This window comes from Clostridium sp. AF50-3, from assembly GCF_003477445.1.
Taxonomy (GTDB): Bacteria; Bacillota; Clostridia; order Lachnospirales; family Lachnospiraceae; genus Otoolea; species Otoolea fessa.
The window spans coordinates 26,439-43,741 of sequence record NZ_QUDH01000006.1; the positions used below are offsets into that span (position 1 = coordinate 26,439).

11 protein-coding genes, 4 pseudogenes and 1 riboswitch are annotated in these 17,303 nt (G+C 40.3%); of the genes and pseudogenes, 11 read left to right on the forward strand and 4 right to left on the reverse strand.

Annotated features, from left to right (window positions below; all coding sequences use genetic code 11):
- Window positions 1–95: 95 nt before the first annotated feature.
- From DW085_RS08225 to DW085_RS08245, 5 genes and pseudogenes are all read left to right on the forward strand, one after another.
- Window positions 96–2,207: pseudogene (locus DW085_RS08225) on the forward strand (penicillin-binding transpeptidase domain-containing protein).
- Window positions 2,155–3,396, forward strand: a complete 1,242-nt coding sequence (locus DW085_RS08230; protein ID WP_002596366.1) for a DUF6070 family protein — start codon at window positions 2,155–2,157, stop codon at window positions 3,394–3,396. Before DW085_RS08225 ends, DW085_RS08230 begins: the two are co-directional and overlap by 53 nt.
- Entirely contained in the window at window positions 3,396–4,670 is a 1,275-nt protein-coding gene (locus DW085_RS08235) for a DUF6070 family protein (protein ID WP_118492188.1), read from the forward strand. The genes DW085_RS08230 and DW085_RS08235 overlap by 1 nt, the downstream gene beginning before the upstream one ends.
- 4 nt (window positions 4,671–4,674) lie before the next feature.
- Window positions 4,675–5,940: a DUF6070 family protein gene (locus DW085_RS08240; protein ID WP_117762062.1), complete on the forward strand. Its 1,266-nt coding sequence runs from the start codon at window positions 4,675–4,677 to the stop codon at window positions 5,938–5,940.
- Window positions 5,941–5,996: 56 nt separating this feature from the next.
- Window positions 5,997–7,508 (forward strand): hypothetical protein, encoded by a 1,512-nt coding sequence (locus DW085_RS08245; protein ID WP_117514080.1) that lies wholly within the window; start codon window positions 5,997–5,999, stop codon window positions 7,506–7,508.
- 44 nt (window positions 7,509–7,552) lie between these two features.
- On the opposite strand, the gene DW085_RS08250 is transcribed toward DW085_RS08245, so the two are convergent.
- The 3 genes from DW085_RS08250 to DW085_RS08260 all read right to left on the reverse strand — a co-directional run bounded on the left by DW085_RS08250 (window position 7,553) and on the right by DW085_RS08260 (window position 10,189).
- Complete coding sequence (locus tag DW085_RS08250; RefSeq protein WP_118492190.1) at window positions 7,553–9,349, reverse strand: BlaR1 family beta-lactam sensor/signal transducer; 1,797 nt, start codon at window positions 9,347–9,349, stop codon at window positions 7,553–7,555.
- 1 nt (window position 9,350) lies between these two features.
- Entirely contained in the window at window positions 9,351–9,737 is a 387-nt protein-coding gene (locus DW085_RS08255) for a BlaI/MecI/CopY family transcriptional regulator (protein ID WP_107001152.1), read from the reverse strand.
- A 191-nt stretch (window positions 9,738–9,928) separates the two neighbouring features.
- Window positions 9,929–10,189 carry a helix-turn-helix transcriptional regulator gene (locus DW085_RS08260; RefSeq protein WP_118492192.1) on the reverse strand — a complete coding sequence of 87 codons (261 nt, stop codon included), beginning with the start codon at window positions 10,187–10,189 and terminating at the stop codon, window positions 9,929–9,931.
- Between the two features lie 28 nt (window positions 10,190–10,217).
- Between DW085_RS08260 and DW085_RS08265 the strand changes: the two are divergent.
- Window positions 10,218–10,562, forward strand: a pseudogene (locus DW085_RS08265) (terminase TerL endonuclease subunit); the annotation flags it as partial.
- A gap of 7 nt (window positions 10,563–10,569) precedes the next feature.
- Here the strand turns inward: DW085_RS08265 and DW085_RS08270 are convergent.
- Window positions 10,570–11,022: a type III toxin-antitoxin system ToxN/AbiQ family toxin gene (locus DW085_RS08270; RefSeq protein WP_243033971.1), complete on the reverse strand. Its 453-nt coding sequence runs from the start codon at window positions 11,020–11,022 to the stop codon at window positions 10,570–10,572.
- Window positions 11,023–11,471: 449 nt separating this feature from the next.
- Here DW085_RS08270 and DW085_RS20175 point away from each other — a divergent pair.
- The 5 genes and pseudogenes from DW085_RS20175 to DW085_RS19715 all read left to right on the forward strand — a co-directional run.
- Window positions 11,472–11,840: pseudogene (locus DW085_RS20175) on the forward strand (PcfB family protein); the annotation flags it as partial.
- Window positions 11,841–12,401: 561 nt separating this feature from the next.
- Window positions 12,402–12,492: riboswitch (cyclic di-GMP riboswitch) on the forward strand.
- Between the two features lie 232 nt (window positions 12,493–12,724).
- Window positions 12,725–15,931, forward strand: coding sequence for a response regulator (locus DW085_RS08280; protein ID WP_118492193.1), 3,207 nt, complete (start codon window positions 12,725–12,727; stop codon window positions 15,929–15,931).
- A gap of 153 nt (window positions 15,932–16,084) precedes the next feature.
- Entirely contained in the window at window positions 16,085–16,873 is a 789-nt protein-coding gene (locus DW085_RS08285; RefSeq protein WP_118492195.1) for a HAMP domain-containing sensor histidine kinase, read from the forward strand.
- A 9-nt stretch (window positions 16,874–16,882) separates the two neighbouring features.
- Window positions 16,883–17,119, forward strand: a complete 237-nt coding sequence (locus tag DW085_RS08290) for a response regulator (RefSeq protein WP_301331859.1) — start codon at window positions 16,883–16,885, stop codon at window positions 17,117–17,119.
- A gap of 16 nt (window positions 17,120–17,135) precedes the next feature.
- A pseudogene (locus tag DW085_RS19715) lies at window positions 17,136–17,291 on the forward strand (23S rRNA (uracil(1939)-C(5))-methyltransferase RlmD); the annotation flags it as partial.
- Window positions 17,292–17,303: the final 12 nt, after the last annotated feature.

Sequence of the window (17,303 nt, forward strand, 5' to 3'; positions counted from 1 at the left end):
TTATAGCGAAAGGGAGTAAATTTTTTTACTTTAAAATCTTACACTTGTAATATATAAGCGTAGTACATTGATATGAATAAGAAATGGAGGTAACGATGAAGGCAAAACATAGAACCAAAAGAATACAAAGATATAGAAAAATGTTGGGCATTATAGTGTTGATGTTAACAATTACTTTGATTGGAGTAGTTGTGAGTGCAACAGTATTATATAAAAGAAAAAATGCGTGTAAAACACCAGATACTACCTTAGTAGAGTATATGATGCATATTCCAAAACAAGAATACGAAGAAATGTATGCAATGATTGATTTGGAGTCATCTGGATATATCAGTAAGGAAGATTTTCTGAAGAGAAATTCCACTATTTATGAGGGAATTGAAATGCAAAACATGTCGATAAAAAATGTCGAGTATGTGGAGGAAGATAAAAAAGTAACATATTTGACTTCGTTTGATACAGTGGCAGGAACTATCAGCTTTGAGAATGAGGCATTTTTTATAAATGGAGAAGAAGGATATAAATTGGTTTGGGATGATTCCATGATTTTTCCTAATCTGACTTCTGCAGATAAAGTAAGAGTTTCCACTACACAGGCAGAGCGAGGAGAAATTCTGGATAGGAACGGACGTGTCCTTGCAGGAAAAGGTACAGCATCTTCAGTTGGAATTGTTCCGGGCAAGTTGGAAAACAGAGAGGAAGCAATCGCACAGATTGCAGGACTATTGGAAATCACAACGGAAGTGATAGAAAAGAACCTGTCTGCAAAGTGGGTAAAGGATGATTCTTTTGTACCTATTAAAACGATTCCAAGAGTGGAAGAAATTGAGTTAATGTCTATCAGTCCAGAGGAAGAAGTTTAAAGGAGAAAGAAAGGCATGATAAGTTGCTGGAGATTCCCGGAGTGATGATATCTGATGTTGAAGTGCGTGAATACCCATTAGGGGAAGCCGCTGCGCATTTGGTCGGGTATGTTCAAAGCGTTACTGCGGAAGATTTAGAGGAACATGCAGGAGAAGGTTATACAGCCAATAGTGTAATCGGCAGAAGCGGAATGGAGGCTTGTTCGAGAAAGAACTGAAAGGCCAGAACGGTTGCAGGATTTACATTGTAAATTCGGAAGATAAAGAGAAGGAGGAACTGGCTTGTATCCTGGTACAGCATGGGCAGGACATCCGGCTTACGATAGATACTGATTTGCAGGTTTCCTTGTACGAACAGTTTAAGGAAGATAAAAGCTGCTCAGTAGCCATAAATCATTATACCGGAGAGGTATTGGCTTTGGTCAGCACACCGGCCTATGACAATAACGATTTTATTATGGGATTATCGAGTGAGCAGTGGACTGTACTTAACGAGGATGAGAATAAGCCAATGTATAATCGGTTCCGGCAAGTGTGGTGTCCGGGATCTACCTTCAAACCAATTATAGCTGCGATTGGTTTACAATCAGGAGCAATCGATCCAATGGAAGATACGGGAACGTAGGATTAAGTTGGCAAAAAGATGCATCGTGGGGTTCATATCATGTAACAACGCTTCATGCGTATGAACCAGTCATTTTAGAGAAAGCCTTGATTTATTCTGATAATATTTATTTCGCAAAAGCAGCATTAAAGATTGGATCGGATGAGTTGGAGAATTCTTTGATACGGCTTGGTTTCAATGAGGAACTACCATTTGAGATTAAGATGGCAGAATCTCAGTATTCCAATACAGAAGGCATTGAAACTGAAATACAGTTAGCTGACAGCGGTTACGGACAAGGACAGATTTTAGTGAACCCGTTGCATATGGCATGTATTTATTCTGCTTTCTGTAATGAGGGAAATGTAATAAAGCCTTATTTGGTATATCAGAATGAAGCGGAAGCTGAGTATTGGATTCCGGGTGCCTTTTCTAACGAGACAGCAAGTCGTGTATTGGAAGGAACAAAGAAGGTTGTGAATGATTCTAATGGAACTGGATATGCAGCCCATCGAGATGACATTCTTTTAGCAGGAAAAACAGGTACGGCAGAAATAAAGGCATCGAAGGATGATACTTCGGGTACAGAATTAGGATGGTTTGCAATTTTTACAGCAGAAGATACGGAATGTCCTATATTGATTATCAGTATGGTAGAAGATGTGAAAGGAAGAGGAGGAAGCGGATATGTTGTTAAGAAAGACAGCCTGGTTCTGGAAGAGTGGTTTAGCAGTCATTAGTTTTGTACTGATGTTTAGTATTTCGGGGTGTAGCGATACACCACCGGAAGAAGATACAGTTTCGGAAACAGTAATTGATGTTCAGGACGTTTCAGAAGAAGAACAGGAGAATGAAGAAGAAATTATAAACATCTGCATAGATCTTTATGACAAGGCAGCAGAGGAAAATAAGTTAGATGATTTGGAAATAATTCGGAGTATTGTAAATCGTCTTGGAGAAAACGAGTATCCTGCTGTTGACAGCAGAAATCAAGTGAATATGACGGAAGCGGAGCAGGTACTGGAATTTTGTGAAAAGGTGGATACACAGGAAGAAGCAGATATAACGATTCTTGAAGTCGGCTATTTGGGCGGATTTGTAAAATACGATTTGCACACAAAAGACGGAAATGTAGATGTGGTCAGAAGCTATTATGGATACGAAAATGGAGAAATACAGAAAGAAGTTACTGGGAGGTATCAAGCAGAGTATTGGAATTATACAGAAGAAGGTTACCTGATGTTTTCTGGTGTCTGGTTTTCAGAAGAATTATACGTTCTTACATTGAGTGGAGCAGAGGAGCATACCGCATTACGAGTACAGCCATTGGATGAAACATATAGGGAACTGAGTCGGAAATATCTTCTTCCAATCAGCTTTGAACAGAATAATATGTTTATTGTGGATTGGAGTGAAGAAGATTTTGGGGATTTGAATTTCTATGATATGTATGACATTCTTTATCCAAAAGTGAATGGTCAGTATGTTCCTTATGTTGCAGATGACAATTTGTCAGTCAGTGCAGTTTATCGGATTCCAAAAGAGGAATTTGAAAGCGTTATTATGAAATATTTCAATATTGATAGTGAAACGCTGCAATCCAAAACTGTCTATGATTCGGAGGATTCGACCTATGAATACAAACCGAGAGGCTTCGAAGAAGTAGAGTATCCGGAATACCCATATTCAGAAGTAATCGGGTATACGGAGAACAGTGATGGAACAATTACACTTACTGCTAATGTGGTATTTCCATATTCGGGAAATTCCAAAGTATATGCCCACGAGGTTGTGGTTCGTCCTTTGGAGGATGGCGGGGTACAATATGTATCCAATCGAATTATACCCTCCGAGGATAATTCTGAGGAAACATGGCATACGCCACGGTTGACGTTAGAAGAATGGGAAGAATTATACGGAGGCGAATAATGGAAGATGTGAAATGGCTGCTTAGAAAATGTGGTCTTCCGATTTTGCTGCTGTTGATTTTCGTAATAGCCGGAGTGGTCTGTTGGGGAGAACTGCATACAGAAAAGCAAAAGGTGGCAGAAGAAGTATGGGAGCCACCTGTAGAAATCGAAAATAGCGAAGCAGAAACAGAAGAAGCCGAGAATGCGGAAACTTCCACAGAGTCAGCATATTGGTTTATTCCGCAAGCCAGTGATGATCTCCTTACAGAAGAGGAGAAGGAGCAACTGCAGAGTACGGTTTTGTCAGCAGCAGAATCGGTCAGAGAAATCTATAAGGATATTGTAATTGCAGATGCACTAAGCTACTCTTCCGGTATTAGTGAATTTACCAAAGAGCAGAGGAAAGCTGTGGTGGAGCAATTGGGCAGAAACGGTCTGGTAAGTGTTGAAGAAGATACTGCTATGCAAAATCATGAAGCAATCGAAGCATTTTATGCAGATTACCTGGATGGACAAGACTCGATGGTTACGGTATTTGAAGTACAGAGAGATGGGCTGATTGGAGCAGTTACCTTTATCTATCGGAAAGGTGAGTTGCAGACCTATTACATAGGAATTCGGTGGAGAGAAGGTGGTATGCCAGAAATACAGGGAACTTCGGTAAGTAATGTGGCTGAGATTAAACTGACCGAAAAAGGATATTTTATCTACGCATATGAATATGTGATTGCACATGCAAGTTTGAGACAGTATTGGAGAATAGAACCGCTACCAGAAGACTGCCAGGAATTAACGGAGAAATACATATCAGGACTAAGTTATGTGAATTACAATCTGCTCGTTACAGATTGGGATAGCAGCAATGTGGAGGACATTCTGATGCCTTGTATGTATGAAGATGTTTATAGGATTTCTACGGGGGAAAATCTGAAAACTGAGGGTTGGAAGATTCCGGCAGAGGAATATGAAAGGATAATGACTACTTATTTTCCGGTATCGGTAGAACAGTTGAGAGAGCATTGTGGATATGATGAGGGCAGCAATAGCTATGAATATGAGATGATTTATGCCAGCCCATACCCACCTTTCGGAGAAGTAGTTGACTATACAAAAAATGCGGATGGAACGATTACACTTATCGTGGATGGAGTATGGCCGGATTATAATTCTGATCTCGCTTTTCGGAATACGGTTGTGGTCCAGCCATTTGAAGACGGAACTTTCAGGTATCTTTCCAATTCTATAGAACAAATTGAATTGGAACTGCCGCCAATAGCAAGAACGAAAGGATGATTTTATGGTATTAAGGAAAAAGAGCATTCTACTGATCATGGTATTTCTGATTGGGGGTTTCGTGTGTGCCTGTGGAAAAGAAGATAGTGTTGCGGGAGAATCTCTTGTGGAAGATACGGAAGAAGTATCTTCCACGGAGGAAACAAAAAATACTGAGGAAGAGGCTGCAGTACAATGGGAAAAGGGCTACGATCTTCCGGTAGATGAACAGGAAAGGGAAGAAGCTGAGACTGACTGTAAAAAGCTGATGGAACTTTATCTTGACATTTATGAAACAGCAGATAAAGGGATAGCATCTAATGTTGTTTTGGATGATCAAACGGTTCTTGAAATTCAGAAGAAGGTAAAGGACGCAGGATATCCAATTGCTACGATGGTAACGTATTCTAACATGGAGAATTATGAAAGTGTTGACAGTTTTCTGAAAGAATGTATGGAAGGGAAAAGAGGCTCTGTGGTGATTTATGAAATCCACAATGATGGTGGACTGGGCAGAATGAAATTCATTTTTGATGGAACGGATATGTATGTTGTGAGTACAAGAGGAATCTGGAATGCTGACAACAAGCCGGGAATTTCGTACATTTCTTATACGAGACTCAAAGAATGGAAATACACGGAAAAAGGATGGTTCTGCTATGAGCTGTGTGTGCCAGAGCCGCCAGAGGTTAGTGAAATTATGGATGGAAGCTGCCTGATCAGAATAAAACCTATGACAGAGGAACAGTGTGAAATGTCTGAACGTTGTGTTCGGGGGCTTGGATATCAGGGACAGAACCTTTTGTGTTCCAACTGGAATGTAGAAAATATGAGTGAGTTGGATTATAACGGAATGTTTGAATATCTGTATGGAATGAAATATGGAGAAAAGTTCAATTCTGAAGATTATCCAAATGGCATTCCTAAAGAAGAGTTCGAAAGTCTGATTATGGAGTATCTTCCCATAACAGCGGAGCAGATACGAGAGTACGCAGTATTTGATGAGGAAAACCAGACCTATCTTTGGGCGAGACTTGGGTGCTTCAATTATGCGCCTACCTTCTTTGGAACTTCTCTGCCGGAGGTTGTCGACATCAAAGAAAATCAAGATGGAACAGTCACATTAACAGTTGAGGCGGTTTGTGACATGGTCATTTGCGATGATGCAGTCATAACCCATGAACTTACGGTAAGGTTTGCAGAGGATGGCAGTTTTCAGTATTTGGGGAATGAAATCCTAAATGACGGAATTATGCATATACCAGATTACCAATACCGTATTAAAGAATGATTTGATAATACTGGTGTTTTATGGTATTTTTACAGATATGAAGAAAGGAGACTTACATGAAATATATTTATAAAATCACGGGAAAAGTAAGTTTAATACTATATATATTTATGTTGTATCAATTCTGGCATCTATGTCAATATGGTGGCTTGAGAAGGCATATACCGATGTTGGCGTTAGGTATAATAGGATTGGTTGGCACAGTGGTTCTCTGGCTGATTTCGAAAAGGCATAATCAAGAAGTTAATTCAGGAGATAATGGAAATAAGAAACTTTTCTATACGGAAATGATACTCCTTATAGCAGCAACTTTATTCTTTGGTGGACGTATCGTTTATTCTGCAGTTCCGTATCACGGGGCACTGTCTTGGAAACTTGATGAGTGGATGCGTAAAAAAGAAGTAGAACTGGAGCATAATAATCTTTTTGAGGATGGTGTAGAAGGGATTCTGATGGATTTGGATGAAGCATTGCAACTGCCGGAAGAACTCTATATTGCAAATAAATATCAGGTGTCATTTGATGAAAACGGAACGATTCAAAGGATTTATGCATTCATATATGGAAAAAATGAGGCTGGAGAGAAAAAAACGTATCTTATTGATTATGACGCAGACAGCAGTAATGATATGACTGTTTGGATAGATGGTAATGTGAATGGAGAATATAGTGACGATATGCGTTTGTCTCCAATGATTGAAATTTTGAACAATTCAGACTGGACGAGTCAGGTAGAGGCGTGGGCTGAAACATTTGAAGAGCAGCAGATTTATGAAATACTCTATATGGGGCGAAGATCTTTTAGTTCAGAGGAAGGCTTACAATATATTTCGGGAGATGCAGATGGTGATGGAACTGAAACAGGAACCGGCAATTTTACTCAGCTTAGAAGCGGTGGAGAAATCGTTGGGTTTGAGGTATCTTTGCATATTCCTGATTTAAATAGTGTCACACCTGTTCGATATATTATGGAGCCTGAGTACGTCAGTCAACAAGAATTGAAGCAGGAGAATACGATGCAGCAGGTGGAGGATGCTAAAGATACAGAAAGTTGGACTGTGGATCAAAGTGATGGAACTATGTATTTCTTTTTAGATGAAAATAATGGATGGCGTTTGGTGATAACGGATGCAGCTGCCGGAAGCAGATTTTATGTAATGGAAAAGACAATGGATGGTGGTTCTACTTGGGAATGCATAAATGATGATCCGTTCAGTGGACAATTGGGAGTTGCAGAAGGTTTAATATTTTATGATGAGAACTTTGGGGTTGCAGGAATTACAGGCGCATCCCAGTCCTATTCCCGCTTATATGTCACTCGCGATGGCGGAAGGACCTTTGAAGAAATGAAACTTCCAATGGATCTTGTTTCAGAATTACCACAAATCGCTATCGATTGCGGATTTACGGTGGAGGATTTTGATTACCTGAATATGCCTGAAAAAGAGGACGACACATTGACGATAACGGTTACCACAGATGCAGCGGAGAAAGATGGGATTGTATTTCAGTCAACTGATTATGGAGCGACATGGGAATACAAAGGGCTTGTTCAGATAGCGAATTAAGAAAAATCGGGTAAAAGTCAGAGATTGACCTTTACCCGATTTCTTTATTTCCAGATATTCATGTCGGACAAGATAGACATGGTTATTTCAGTTGCGTTGCCTCCGGTAGCATCGCTGTCTGCACCAATGTTGGTAGCAAAAAAGTATGTATTATCTGCAGTTTCTACAAAACCAACAAACCATCCATTCACATCCTGACCATCCACACGGCCGGTTCCGGTCTTTCCGTAGAATGTTCCGGCATCGGAAGCGGAAAGGCAGATGGCATCTTTTACCGCATTGATGTTTTCAGGGGCAAAGCCGAAGCTGTTATTCTGCAGCCTGGTTAAAAGTTCGACCTGTTCTACTGGCGAAATCTCCAAGGATGATTCCATCCAATAGGTGGAGAAATCTCCACTCATATTTTCATTTCCATACCCAATTTCTTGAATATAGCTGTAAATGTTAGAGGCTCCAAGCTGTTCATCCACGGATTGGAAATACCAGTTAACAGAGGAGTTCATTGCAGACTGTAAGGTCTGATTTGCATTCCATGCTTCAAATGGATAGGTTTCTCCACTCCATGCTATCAAGGAGTCATCTGGTGTAATGATGCCCTCTTCCAATCCGAACAAGGCATCATATATTTTGTAGGTGGAGTTTGGTGCAACTCGCAGGGTAGCATGCTCCATGTCGTGTATACTCCATGCATCATTTTCCAAATCATATAAAACAAAACTGCCTTCATATTTGCCAAAGTATGTAGAAAGGTCTACATAGGATATATTTTCTGATGAAGAATCCCATTGATAGTGGCTTCCATCTGCTGCGTATGTAGAAATAAAAGGTGCGAATCCAAGTAGAAGGACAGCAGTCAACATGAATGCAGTTGTACCTTTTATTCTCTTCATAAATGTCGGCTTCTCATAAGAGGCAATGTTAATAATTCTCCGTTTCATCTGCTCCATGTTTCCACCAAGGCCGGCAGAAAACGGAAAAGGAGTAAGCGAAACCTTCTCTGCAAAGTTAATCAATGTATTGCCATAATCTTCGTAAGCATCCTCTTCAAGCATTTTCAAAACGGAAGTGTCACAGGCAACCTCTCTGTCATTACGCATTTCTTTCAATGCATACCAGACAAGAGGATTGAACCAATATACCACTCCGGCAAGGTTCATCAGATAACTGGCAATAGCATCTTTGTGCTTATAGTGCTGCAGTTCGTGTAACAGCATGTACCGCATATCGGATTCGTTGTAATCAGAGATCAGATGAATCGGCAGATAAATACACGGTTTCAAAAGTCCCACAATAATCGGGGATTTCAAAAATGCGGTGCTGTAGACAGGAATATCTCTGTGAATCCCCATCTCTTCTAAGCAGTGATGATACAGTCTGCGGACTTCCTTGTTCTGAAGGGGAAGTGCAGATTTCTCCAAGTTGCGTAAACGGAGAGAGGATTTGATTACCAATATAATCATTGCAAAAATGCCTACAATCCATATCCCTAACAATATGTATCCGGAAATGGATGGTGTCTCGCTATTTACAGAAAGGGTAAAGTCATTCATCCAATTTACATTTCCGGTTGGATCGGCCCCAATGGTTTCTCCCATAGCAGTTCCAGTATTGGAAGATGGAGAGCTTCTCAGGCTGCCGAGCCACGAGAAAATTTGAGGAAATCCGATTAAACGGAACGGTATAAAGGGAAATGTCAGCAACCCAAGAAGCAGGAACCACAGATTATACTGCATACGGCTGGAAAGGTTGTCTTTGAATATCCGCTTGGCTATCAAAAGAATTCCGATGATACCGCTGATAAATACATTGCATATTAAAAAGCGTATCATAAAATCAGCCACGTTAATTGCCTCCTTTTTTTGACCTCTTTGAAAGAAGGGAGCGGAGGGTATCTATTTCTGTTTCAGACAGTCTGTCATTTTCTATATAGGCAGACAGCATGGCAGTGATATCTCCGTCATAGTATCGTTCCAGAAAAGAATTGCTTTCCTGGCCGATGTATTCGCTTTCCTTCACGACTGGGGTGTAAACAAACACTCGGCTCTGTTTTTCATAAGTCAGAGCGCCTTTGGTCACAAGGCGTTTGATTAAAGTCTGTATCGTTTTCGGACTCCAGCTTGTGGTCTGTAATAATTTATCTGTTATTTCATTTGTACTGATCGGCGCATGTTTCCATACGATTTTCATAACTTCAAATTCAGCTTCAGAAATCTGTGGTAAATCGCTCATTTCAAATCCCTCCTTAAATCTTACGGATGTAATAAATATATTATAGACGCTATTTATGTGGTTGTCAATTTCAGAAAAAACAGATTGACTTGAAATCTTACTCTTGTAATAATTAAAACATTACAAGAGTAAGATTTAGAGATGACTACAAAAAGAAAAGAACCAGAATCACAACGGATTAGCTGGTTCCTTTACTCGTTTGAATTACCTCTTTTATGTATAAGTGCTAAGAGGTATTCAATTGCTGGAAGAATCTCGGCTGCCTCTTGCTCATCACATTCCTGTAGCATCAATAACAGTTTTTGTTTTTTCAACCCGTCCGTAGCAGTGTCAGGGTGAAAAATATGGTCTGCAGGAATGTGTAAATAAGCGATGATCTGGCACAATACTTCGAACTTGGGATTACCACGGTCGTTTTCAATATTTAGTATTGTACGCTCATCACAACCTATTTGTTCAGCTAATGCTGCTTGAGATAGATTCTATCCCGTGATTTATGGGGCATCCGATGAGGATGACTGGACGAGCGAAGCCACATGGTATAAAGCCAATCCTTCCCTTGGAGAAACTATCGATATTGAAAAGGTTCGAAATGCCTATATCAGTGCAAGGGAAAATGTTGCAGAAGAGAATATCTTCCGGCAGCTTCGATTAAACCAATGGGTAAAACAGTCCACACGTTGGATGCAGATGGATAAATGGGATGCCTGTGCGTTTCCCGTAAATGAGGAGGAACTTATCGGAAGAACTTGCTATGGCGGTTTAGACCTTTCAAGTACATCAGATATCACGGCATTTGTACTTGTGTTTCCACCGAGAAATGATGAAGAGTTTATGTATCGGAATAAGAACTGCATTTTTCTTCCAACATTTTGAAGTCACAGCATCTTGCAGCAAGGGAAGAATCGGGCTTGGCAATGCATTTCTGATATAATTTCATGGCTTTATTTTGCAGAGTGTCCTGAACATTGTCGATTAAAGCTTTTTCTTTCTGGAGAAGGTAGACATAGTCTGTTTTTTCTTTTTCGTTGCTGAAAGAACGGAAGCTTTCTACCTGATTATATTTTAACTGTGTAAGACAGTTATCAGGAACCGGAATCATATTATTGATATTTAATACCGCATAAAGATATCCGGTGGATTCATCCTGGAGTTTGTGGAAATCCAGACTGTTGGACATCTTCTGATGTTTTGGTTTTGCAGAGGAAATAGGGACATAGTAGTGGAAATCTCCGATAGTAAGAAGAATTCCCACATGGAGTTTCAAACGTTCCCCATATTCCACATATCCGACACGGGAATCAAACTGTGTCAGGTAATGGATGTATTTTTTATCGACAACGTACTAATCCATAAAGCCTCCTGAAAAGTAAAAAAGTGGGTGGATTACTCCACCCACTGCTGTTAACCGATTGTTTATTGGACAATCTAACCGCTTTTAAACGAGCATTTTAACTGGACGCTCTAACCGCTACACAGATATTTCTATCTGTGTTTTTATTATATGCAATTTACAGCAAAAAATCAATGCCTGTAATTGCTAAATTTTTATGAACTTTTTTCGATTTCTACAGGATTGATTTTATCACAGACAGGTACAAAAAGAAAGAGAGGGATCACTGATAAATCCACAGAAGTTCAGAATTTGAACTTCAAGAAGTCTAAGAATTTGATTAATTTCTGTTTGTAAATTTGAAATAGAACATAGACATAACAGCGTAAGGGCAGTTATAGACCGCAAGTGTTTTACAGAAGGCAATGAAGATGTATCTGGAGCATCAGAAGCATAAGAAGCCTTCCCATGGGAAAATCCCGGTAAAGAAGCTGGTCGGTCAGGGAGAGGGTGCAAAGTCCATTGAGGTTACGGATAGCAATATAAAATCCTTTGAGCGTGTCGCAAGGAAATACAATGTCGATTTCGCAGTAAAGAGGGATAAGACCACGGAACAACCCAAGTATCTTGTATTTTTCAAGGGCAGGGATGCCGATGTGATTGCACAGGCGTTCAAGGAATTTGTAAAAGTTAATGAGAAAAAGCAACAGCGTCCGTCATTACGGCAGAAACTGAAAGGACTTCAGAAGATGATCGCACAGAACAAGAACAGTCTTTGGAACTGTATATGCAGTGCAATGCCAGACTGTGGAGACAGGGACAGAGGGAAACAGTAATGATTTATCATATCATCAACAAAGGAACATAAGAAGCCGGAAGAAGCTGGGAACGGATCAGGAGAAGACTGGAAAATATACGGGTGCTGGCTGTTTTACTATTGTTGCTGAGGCTGATGGTGTTGGAGCATCAAAGAGGGGGCTGCTGAAAGCATATGAGAAAGAGCGGAATGGGTGGAGCTCGCTGGATTTTGTGACAAGAATATAATGGGTGAGTGATGAGGCTTTGCATTGCGAGTTGGTTCGTGGTGTGAAGCCTCTTTTGGGATCTAACATTTATTATCGAACAATAGGTTATGTTTAGTTAATGGAGAGAATAGCACTATAAATGATGAATGAGTTTCATATGAAAAAAATGTTAGGTTTTTAGGATTCATCGATTTAGATTTTTTATAAAGAGAAGTTCAAAAACAGAAGTAAAATATGTGTAGATTTTTCAAAAAAAAATTATTGACGTGCGGAAAACCGCGTGGTATGTTTTTTTGAAGAAAGAGATTATTTTAAAGGCAAACCTATTGAAAGGCAGGGTCGCAAAGCCAGAAGGGACTAAAGTCAGAAAGCTTGACCATGTCAGCCGGTTGTCACTGTTTCCATATCATCATAATATATGGAAAAGATGTTTGAACAGAAGAGATTCCGATACCTTTTATACTATATAGATGTGTGATTTAAAAAAATATAGTAGGGACACTGGCAGATCTTGGCAAGTGTCCTTTTTGTATGCAAAAATGGGTAACAAAACTAGCAGGGACAGGTTTTCTGTATACAGATAAAAGCAGGATGAAGAAGGCATAAGACGGAGAGAGGACTTTTATAAAATGAAAAATTATGAAGACAAAATATATTCCTTAGGTGAGACTGTAACGGGACAGACACAGGCTATGTTACAGGTCATACAGAAAACACTGGAAAATAATGGCGGGGTAGGTATAATGACAGGATCTTATGACCAAAACCTGTCTATTTTGTCTGTGGATAATCTGCTGTTGCATAGTACAGGATATACATTCGATACTTTCATGGAACAGACGAAAGGTTCATTGAGAAACTTCTTTTATGACGCGGAAGATATACTGGAGCGAGACCGCTTTTTGCAGCTTCACGGAACAGGGGAAGCACAAATCATTGCAGCAAACGGTACAGTGAATAATGTACGGCTTTGTAAAGAGGACGCGACAGATGAGGCGGGCAGACAGATCTGGGTAATGTCCGTACAGGTCAACTGGGATCATGTAAATTTGGCACTGCTCAATGAGGCTATCTATTCCGGCTTCTGGTATTTTGACTGTGACGAAAACAGTGAGATTGTGAATGCAAACTGGAGTCATGAATTCCGAAAAATGCTTGGCTATCATGATACTCTGGACTTTCCGAATAAACTGGAATCCTGGTCAGATCTTCTGCACCCACAGGATAAAGAAAGAGTAATGGTGCAGCTTCAGGCGGTAATTAAGGATAAGACGAACCAGATAAAATACCAGGTAGAGTATCGTATGAGAATGAAGGATAATCAATACCAGTGGTTTCGGGCATCGGCGGAAGTAATACGCCGTCTGGATGGTTCTGCCAGCAGGATTGCCGGGATTTTTATTAACATTGATGGGGAGAAAAAAGAAATCATGCAGGCACAAAAATCTGCTGCTTTCCACCGGGCTTTTACGAAAGCAGATTTGTGCGAGTATTATGTGAATCTGGAAGCGAATACTTTTGATACCTTTAAGGTTGAACCGTCCCTGATGACCGTCTTTGAACAGAGTTATACATGGGATGAATTGATTCGGCATTTTGTGGATTCCTATGTTGTGGAGACAGATAAGAAGGCGGTATCCTCTTTTTACGACCGTGGTTATATTGCAGAAAGGCTGAAGGGTCTGGAAACCGAATTGGCTTTAGAGTGCCGTATCAATCTGAATGGAGAAGAACGATGGGTCCGCAATGTGGTCATACGTGGCGAAATAGAGGATTCAGAATATGCCATGATTTTTCTGCGTGATATCACAGAGGCAAAGGTAGAGAGCGCACGGCATCTGCAGATGGCAACGGATAATGCTTCCATGGAGCAGTTGATTCAGAGTATTGTGCGTCTGGTTGACCGCTTTGTTGTCTGTGATCTGGAAAATGACAGATATGAATTCTACAATCTGAATGGACAGATGATATATAAACCTCTGGGATTTTATCATGATTTTCAGATGCAGGTTCTTGAAAAATATAAGACACTGGAACCATTAGAAGCTATAGATATCCTGATAGACCCGGATAATATTCGGAAGAAACTGAAAAGTGAAAATGATATTTATAAGTTTGAGTATTGCAGCCTGGATGAAAAGACTTATAAAATCGCTTCTTATATTCCCTTGGAATGGAAGAATGGAAAGCTGGAAAAAGTATTGCTGACATCCATGGATGTGACACAGGAGAAGAAAGCAGAGATTGAATCCCGTCAGGCACTGAAAGAGGCTTACCGGTCCGCAGAAAATGCAAATCGTGCGAAAACAGAATTCCTTTCCAATATGTCCCATGATATCCGGACACCAATGAATGCGATTGTGGGTCTGACGGCAATCGCAGGAGCAAATGTTGAGAGCAAGGACAGAGTCATTGAATGCCTCGGCAAGATCACAGAATCAAGCCGCCATCTGCTGGGGCTGATCAATGAAGTATTGGATATGGCACGTATTGAAAGTGGAAAAATGACACTAGCACAGGAAGATTTCAATCTGTCAGAGCTGGTAGATAATCTTATTACACTTACGAAACCGGTGCTTGATGAACATAAACATAATTTTGATATACACATCAATCATATTGAACATGAGGCTGTCTGTGGTGACAGCTTGAGGATTCAGCAGGTATTTGTGAATCTGATGAGTAATGCGATCAAGTATACACCGGATGGTGGAAATATTACTTTTTCGATAGAGGAAAAACCCAATGGATTTTCAGAACTTGGATGCTATGAATTTACGATTGAGGATAATGGAATCGGTATGTCACCGGAATTCCAGAAAATCATGTTTGATCCGTTCAGCCGTGCAGATGACCACCGGACAACCAGAGTTCAGGGAACCGGTCTTGGAATGGCAATCAGCAGAAATATTGTGAACCTGATGAATGGCACTATTAAAGTGGACAGTACCTTGCACAAGGGAACTAAAATCACAGTAACAATTTATCTGGAGCTTCAGGAAAAAGAAAAAGAACAGGACAAAAATCTGATGAATCTGCCGGTTCTGGTAGTGGATGATGATAAGACATGCTGTGAAAGTACAGTTGCCACACTGAAAGAAATCGGTATTACAGGTGAATGGGTTCTTTCTGGCAAGGAAGCTGTTGAACGTTGTTATGCACGTCATGAGCTAAAAAATGATTATTTTGCTGTTATCCTGGACTGGAAGATGCCGGAGATGGATGGTATAGAAACTGCCAGACAGATCCGGAAACGGATAGGAAAAGAGATCACCATCATTGTATTGACATCCTATGAATTCAGCGAAATTGAAGAAAAAGCAAAGGCTGTAGGTGTAGATGCTTTTATTGCAAAACCGCTGTTCCGTTCCCGACTGACGGCTACACTGCGGCAGTTTACTTCAGGCAGAAAAGAAAATACAGCGAGAAATTATCTGGAGAAACTGTCAGAAGCAGATTATACAGGAAGAAGGATTCTGCTGGTTGAGGATAATGAGTTGAATAGAGAAATTGGTGTTGAAATTTTGCAGATGACAGGGGCAGAAGTGGAAACAGCAGAAAATGGGAAAATCGCAGTTGAAAAAGTGGAAGCTTCTCCGGAAGGATTGTATGATCTTGTTTTTATGGATATCCAAATGCCTGTCATGAATGGTTATGAGGCAACTGCAGCAATCAGGAGCCTTCCGGGTGAAAAGGGAAAATTGCCTATTGTAGCCATGACTGCCAATGCTTTTGCAGAAGATGTACAGTTGGCCAAAAATACAGGCATGAATGGACATATCGCGAAACCGCTGGATATGAATAAGCTGAATGATGTTCTGGAAAACTGGCTGTAATTGTCTTCCTGGATGCATGGGAAAAGCAGCTAGGAAACATAGAGCGGGTTTTGTTATGACAGAAACTAAATATATATTTTCGAAGCAACTGCAGTCCATGGCAGTTTTGATTTTTATAACTTTGCTGCGGAAGCAGCAAAGCGGGAAGCCGAAATGAAAACAAGGTTTCTGGCAACTATGAGTCATGATATACGTACACCACTGAACGGTATTATCGGTATGGTAAATATGGAAAATCAGTACGCAGATGATTCACAGATGCAGCAGAAGATCAGAGAAAAGGTAATGGAATCACTGAAATATCTGGTGTCTCTGGTAAATGATGTGCTGGATATGAATAAACTACAGAGCGGAGATTTGAAGGATCAGCAGCTTTTGTTTGATCTGACAATGGTACTACGGGAATTGAACCAGATTTATGATGAGCGGGCTGCCAAGAAAGGCATCCGGTATGAGATTGACTGGAAAAATGGTACATACAGTCACAGCGCTCTGATTGGAAACCCGGTATATCTTGGAAGAATTCTGTCGAATATTATGGACAATGCCATAAAATTCAGTCAGGCGGGTAGTGTGATTACGGTCTGGGTTGAGGAAGAAACTCTGGATGATGGCAGAGCAATTTTCACTTTCTACTGTAAAGACCAGGGTGTGGGTATGAGTGAAGATTTTATTGCACATGCTTTTGATATGTTCTCTCAGGAAAGCAAGACAAGCAGATCCAGGTATGAAGGCACCGGACTGGGGCTTGCAATTACGAAGCAACTCGTGGACAGAATGGATGGAAGTATTGAACTGAAGAGCAAAGCAGGTGTCGGGACAACAGTTATTGTAAAAATTCCGTTCAAAATTGGCACACAGGATAAAAACAGTAATTTATCAGATAAGCCAGTAAGCCTTGATGATTATTCGGTAGAAGGCATGCGGGCATTGGTTGTGTAAGACAATGAGTTGAACATGGAAATTTCCAGATGTATACTGGAAGACAGCGGTATGGAAGTTACATGTGCAGTAGACGGGCAGGAAGCAGTTGAAATCTTCGAGAAATCTGCACCGGATTATTTTGGGGTAATTTATATGGATGTTATGATGCCGAGGATGAATGGTCTGGATGCGGAAAAAATGATTGTTGCCTTAAAACAATGCATGGCAGATAATAGCGATGTAAAACTGCACGAAGATTTGTAGGAATAAAAAGACAGAGCATCTGTATATTTCACAGGTAAAGAGAAAATGCGGAATTGAGGTTGGAAAGAATTATAATTTATCTAAAAATGAAGATAGTAGGCAGCCACAGTGTCCAGAAGATAAAGAGAGTGCAATTGTGGAGGCATTGAAGCATTTTAAGATGAATAGTTAATAAAGAGAGGTG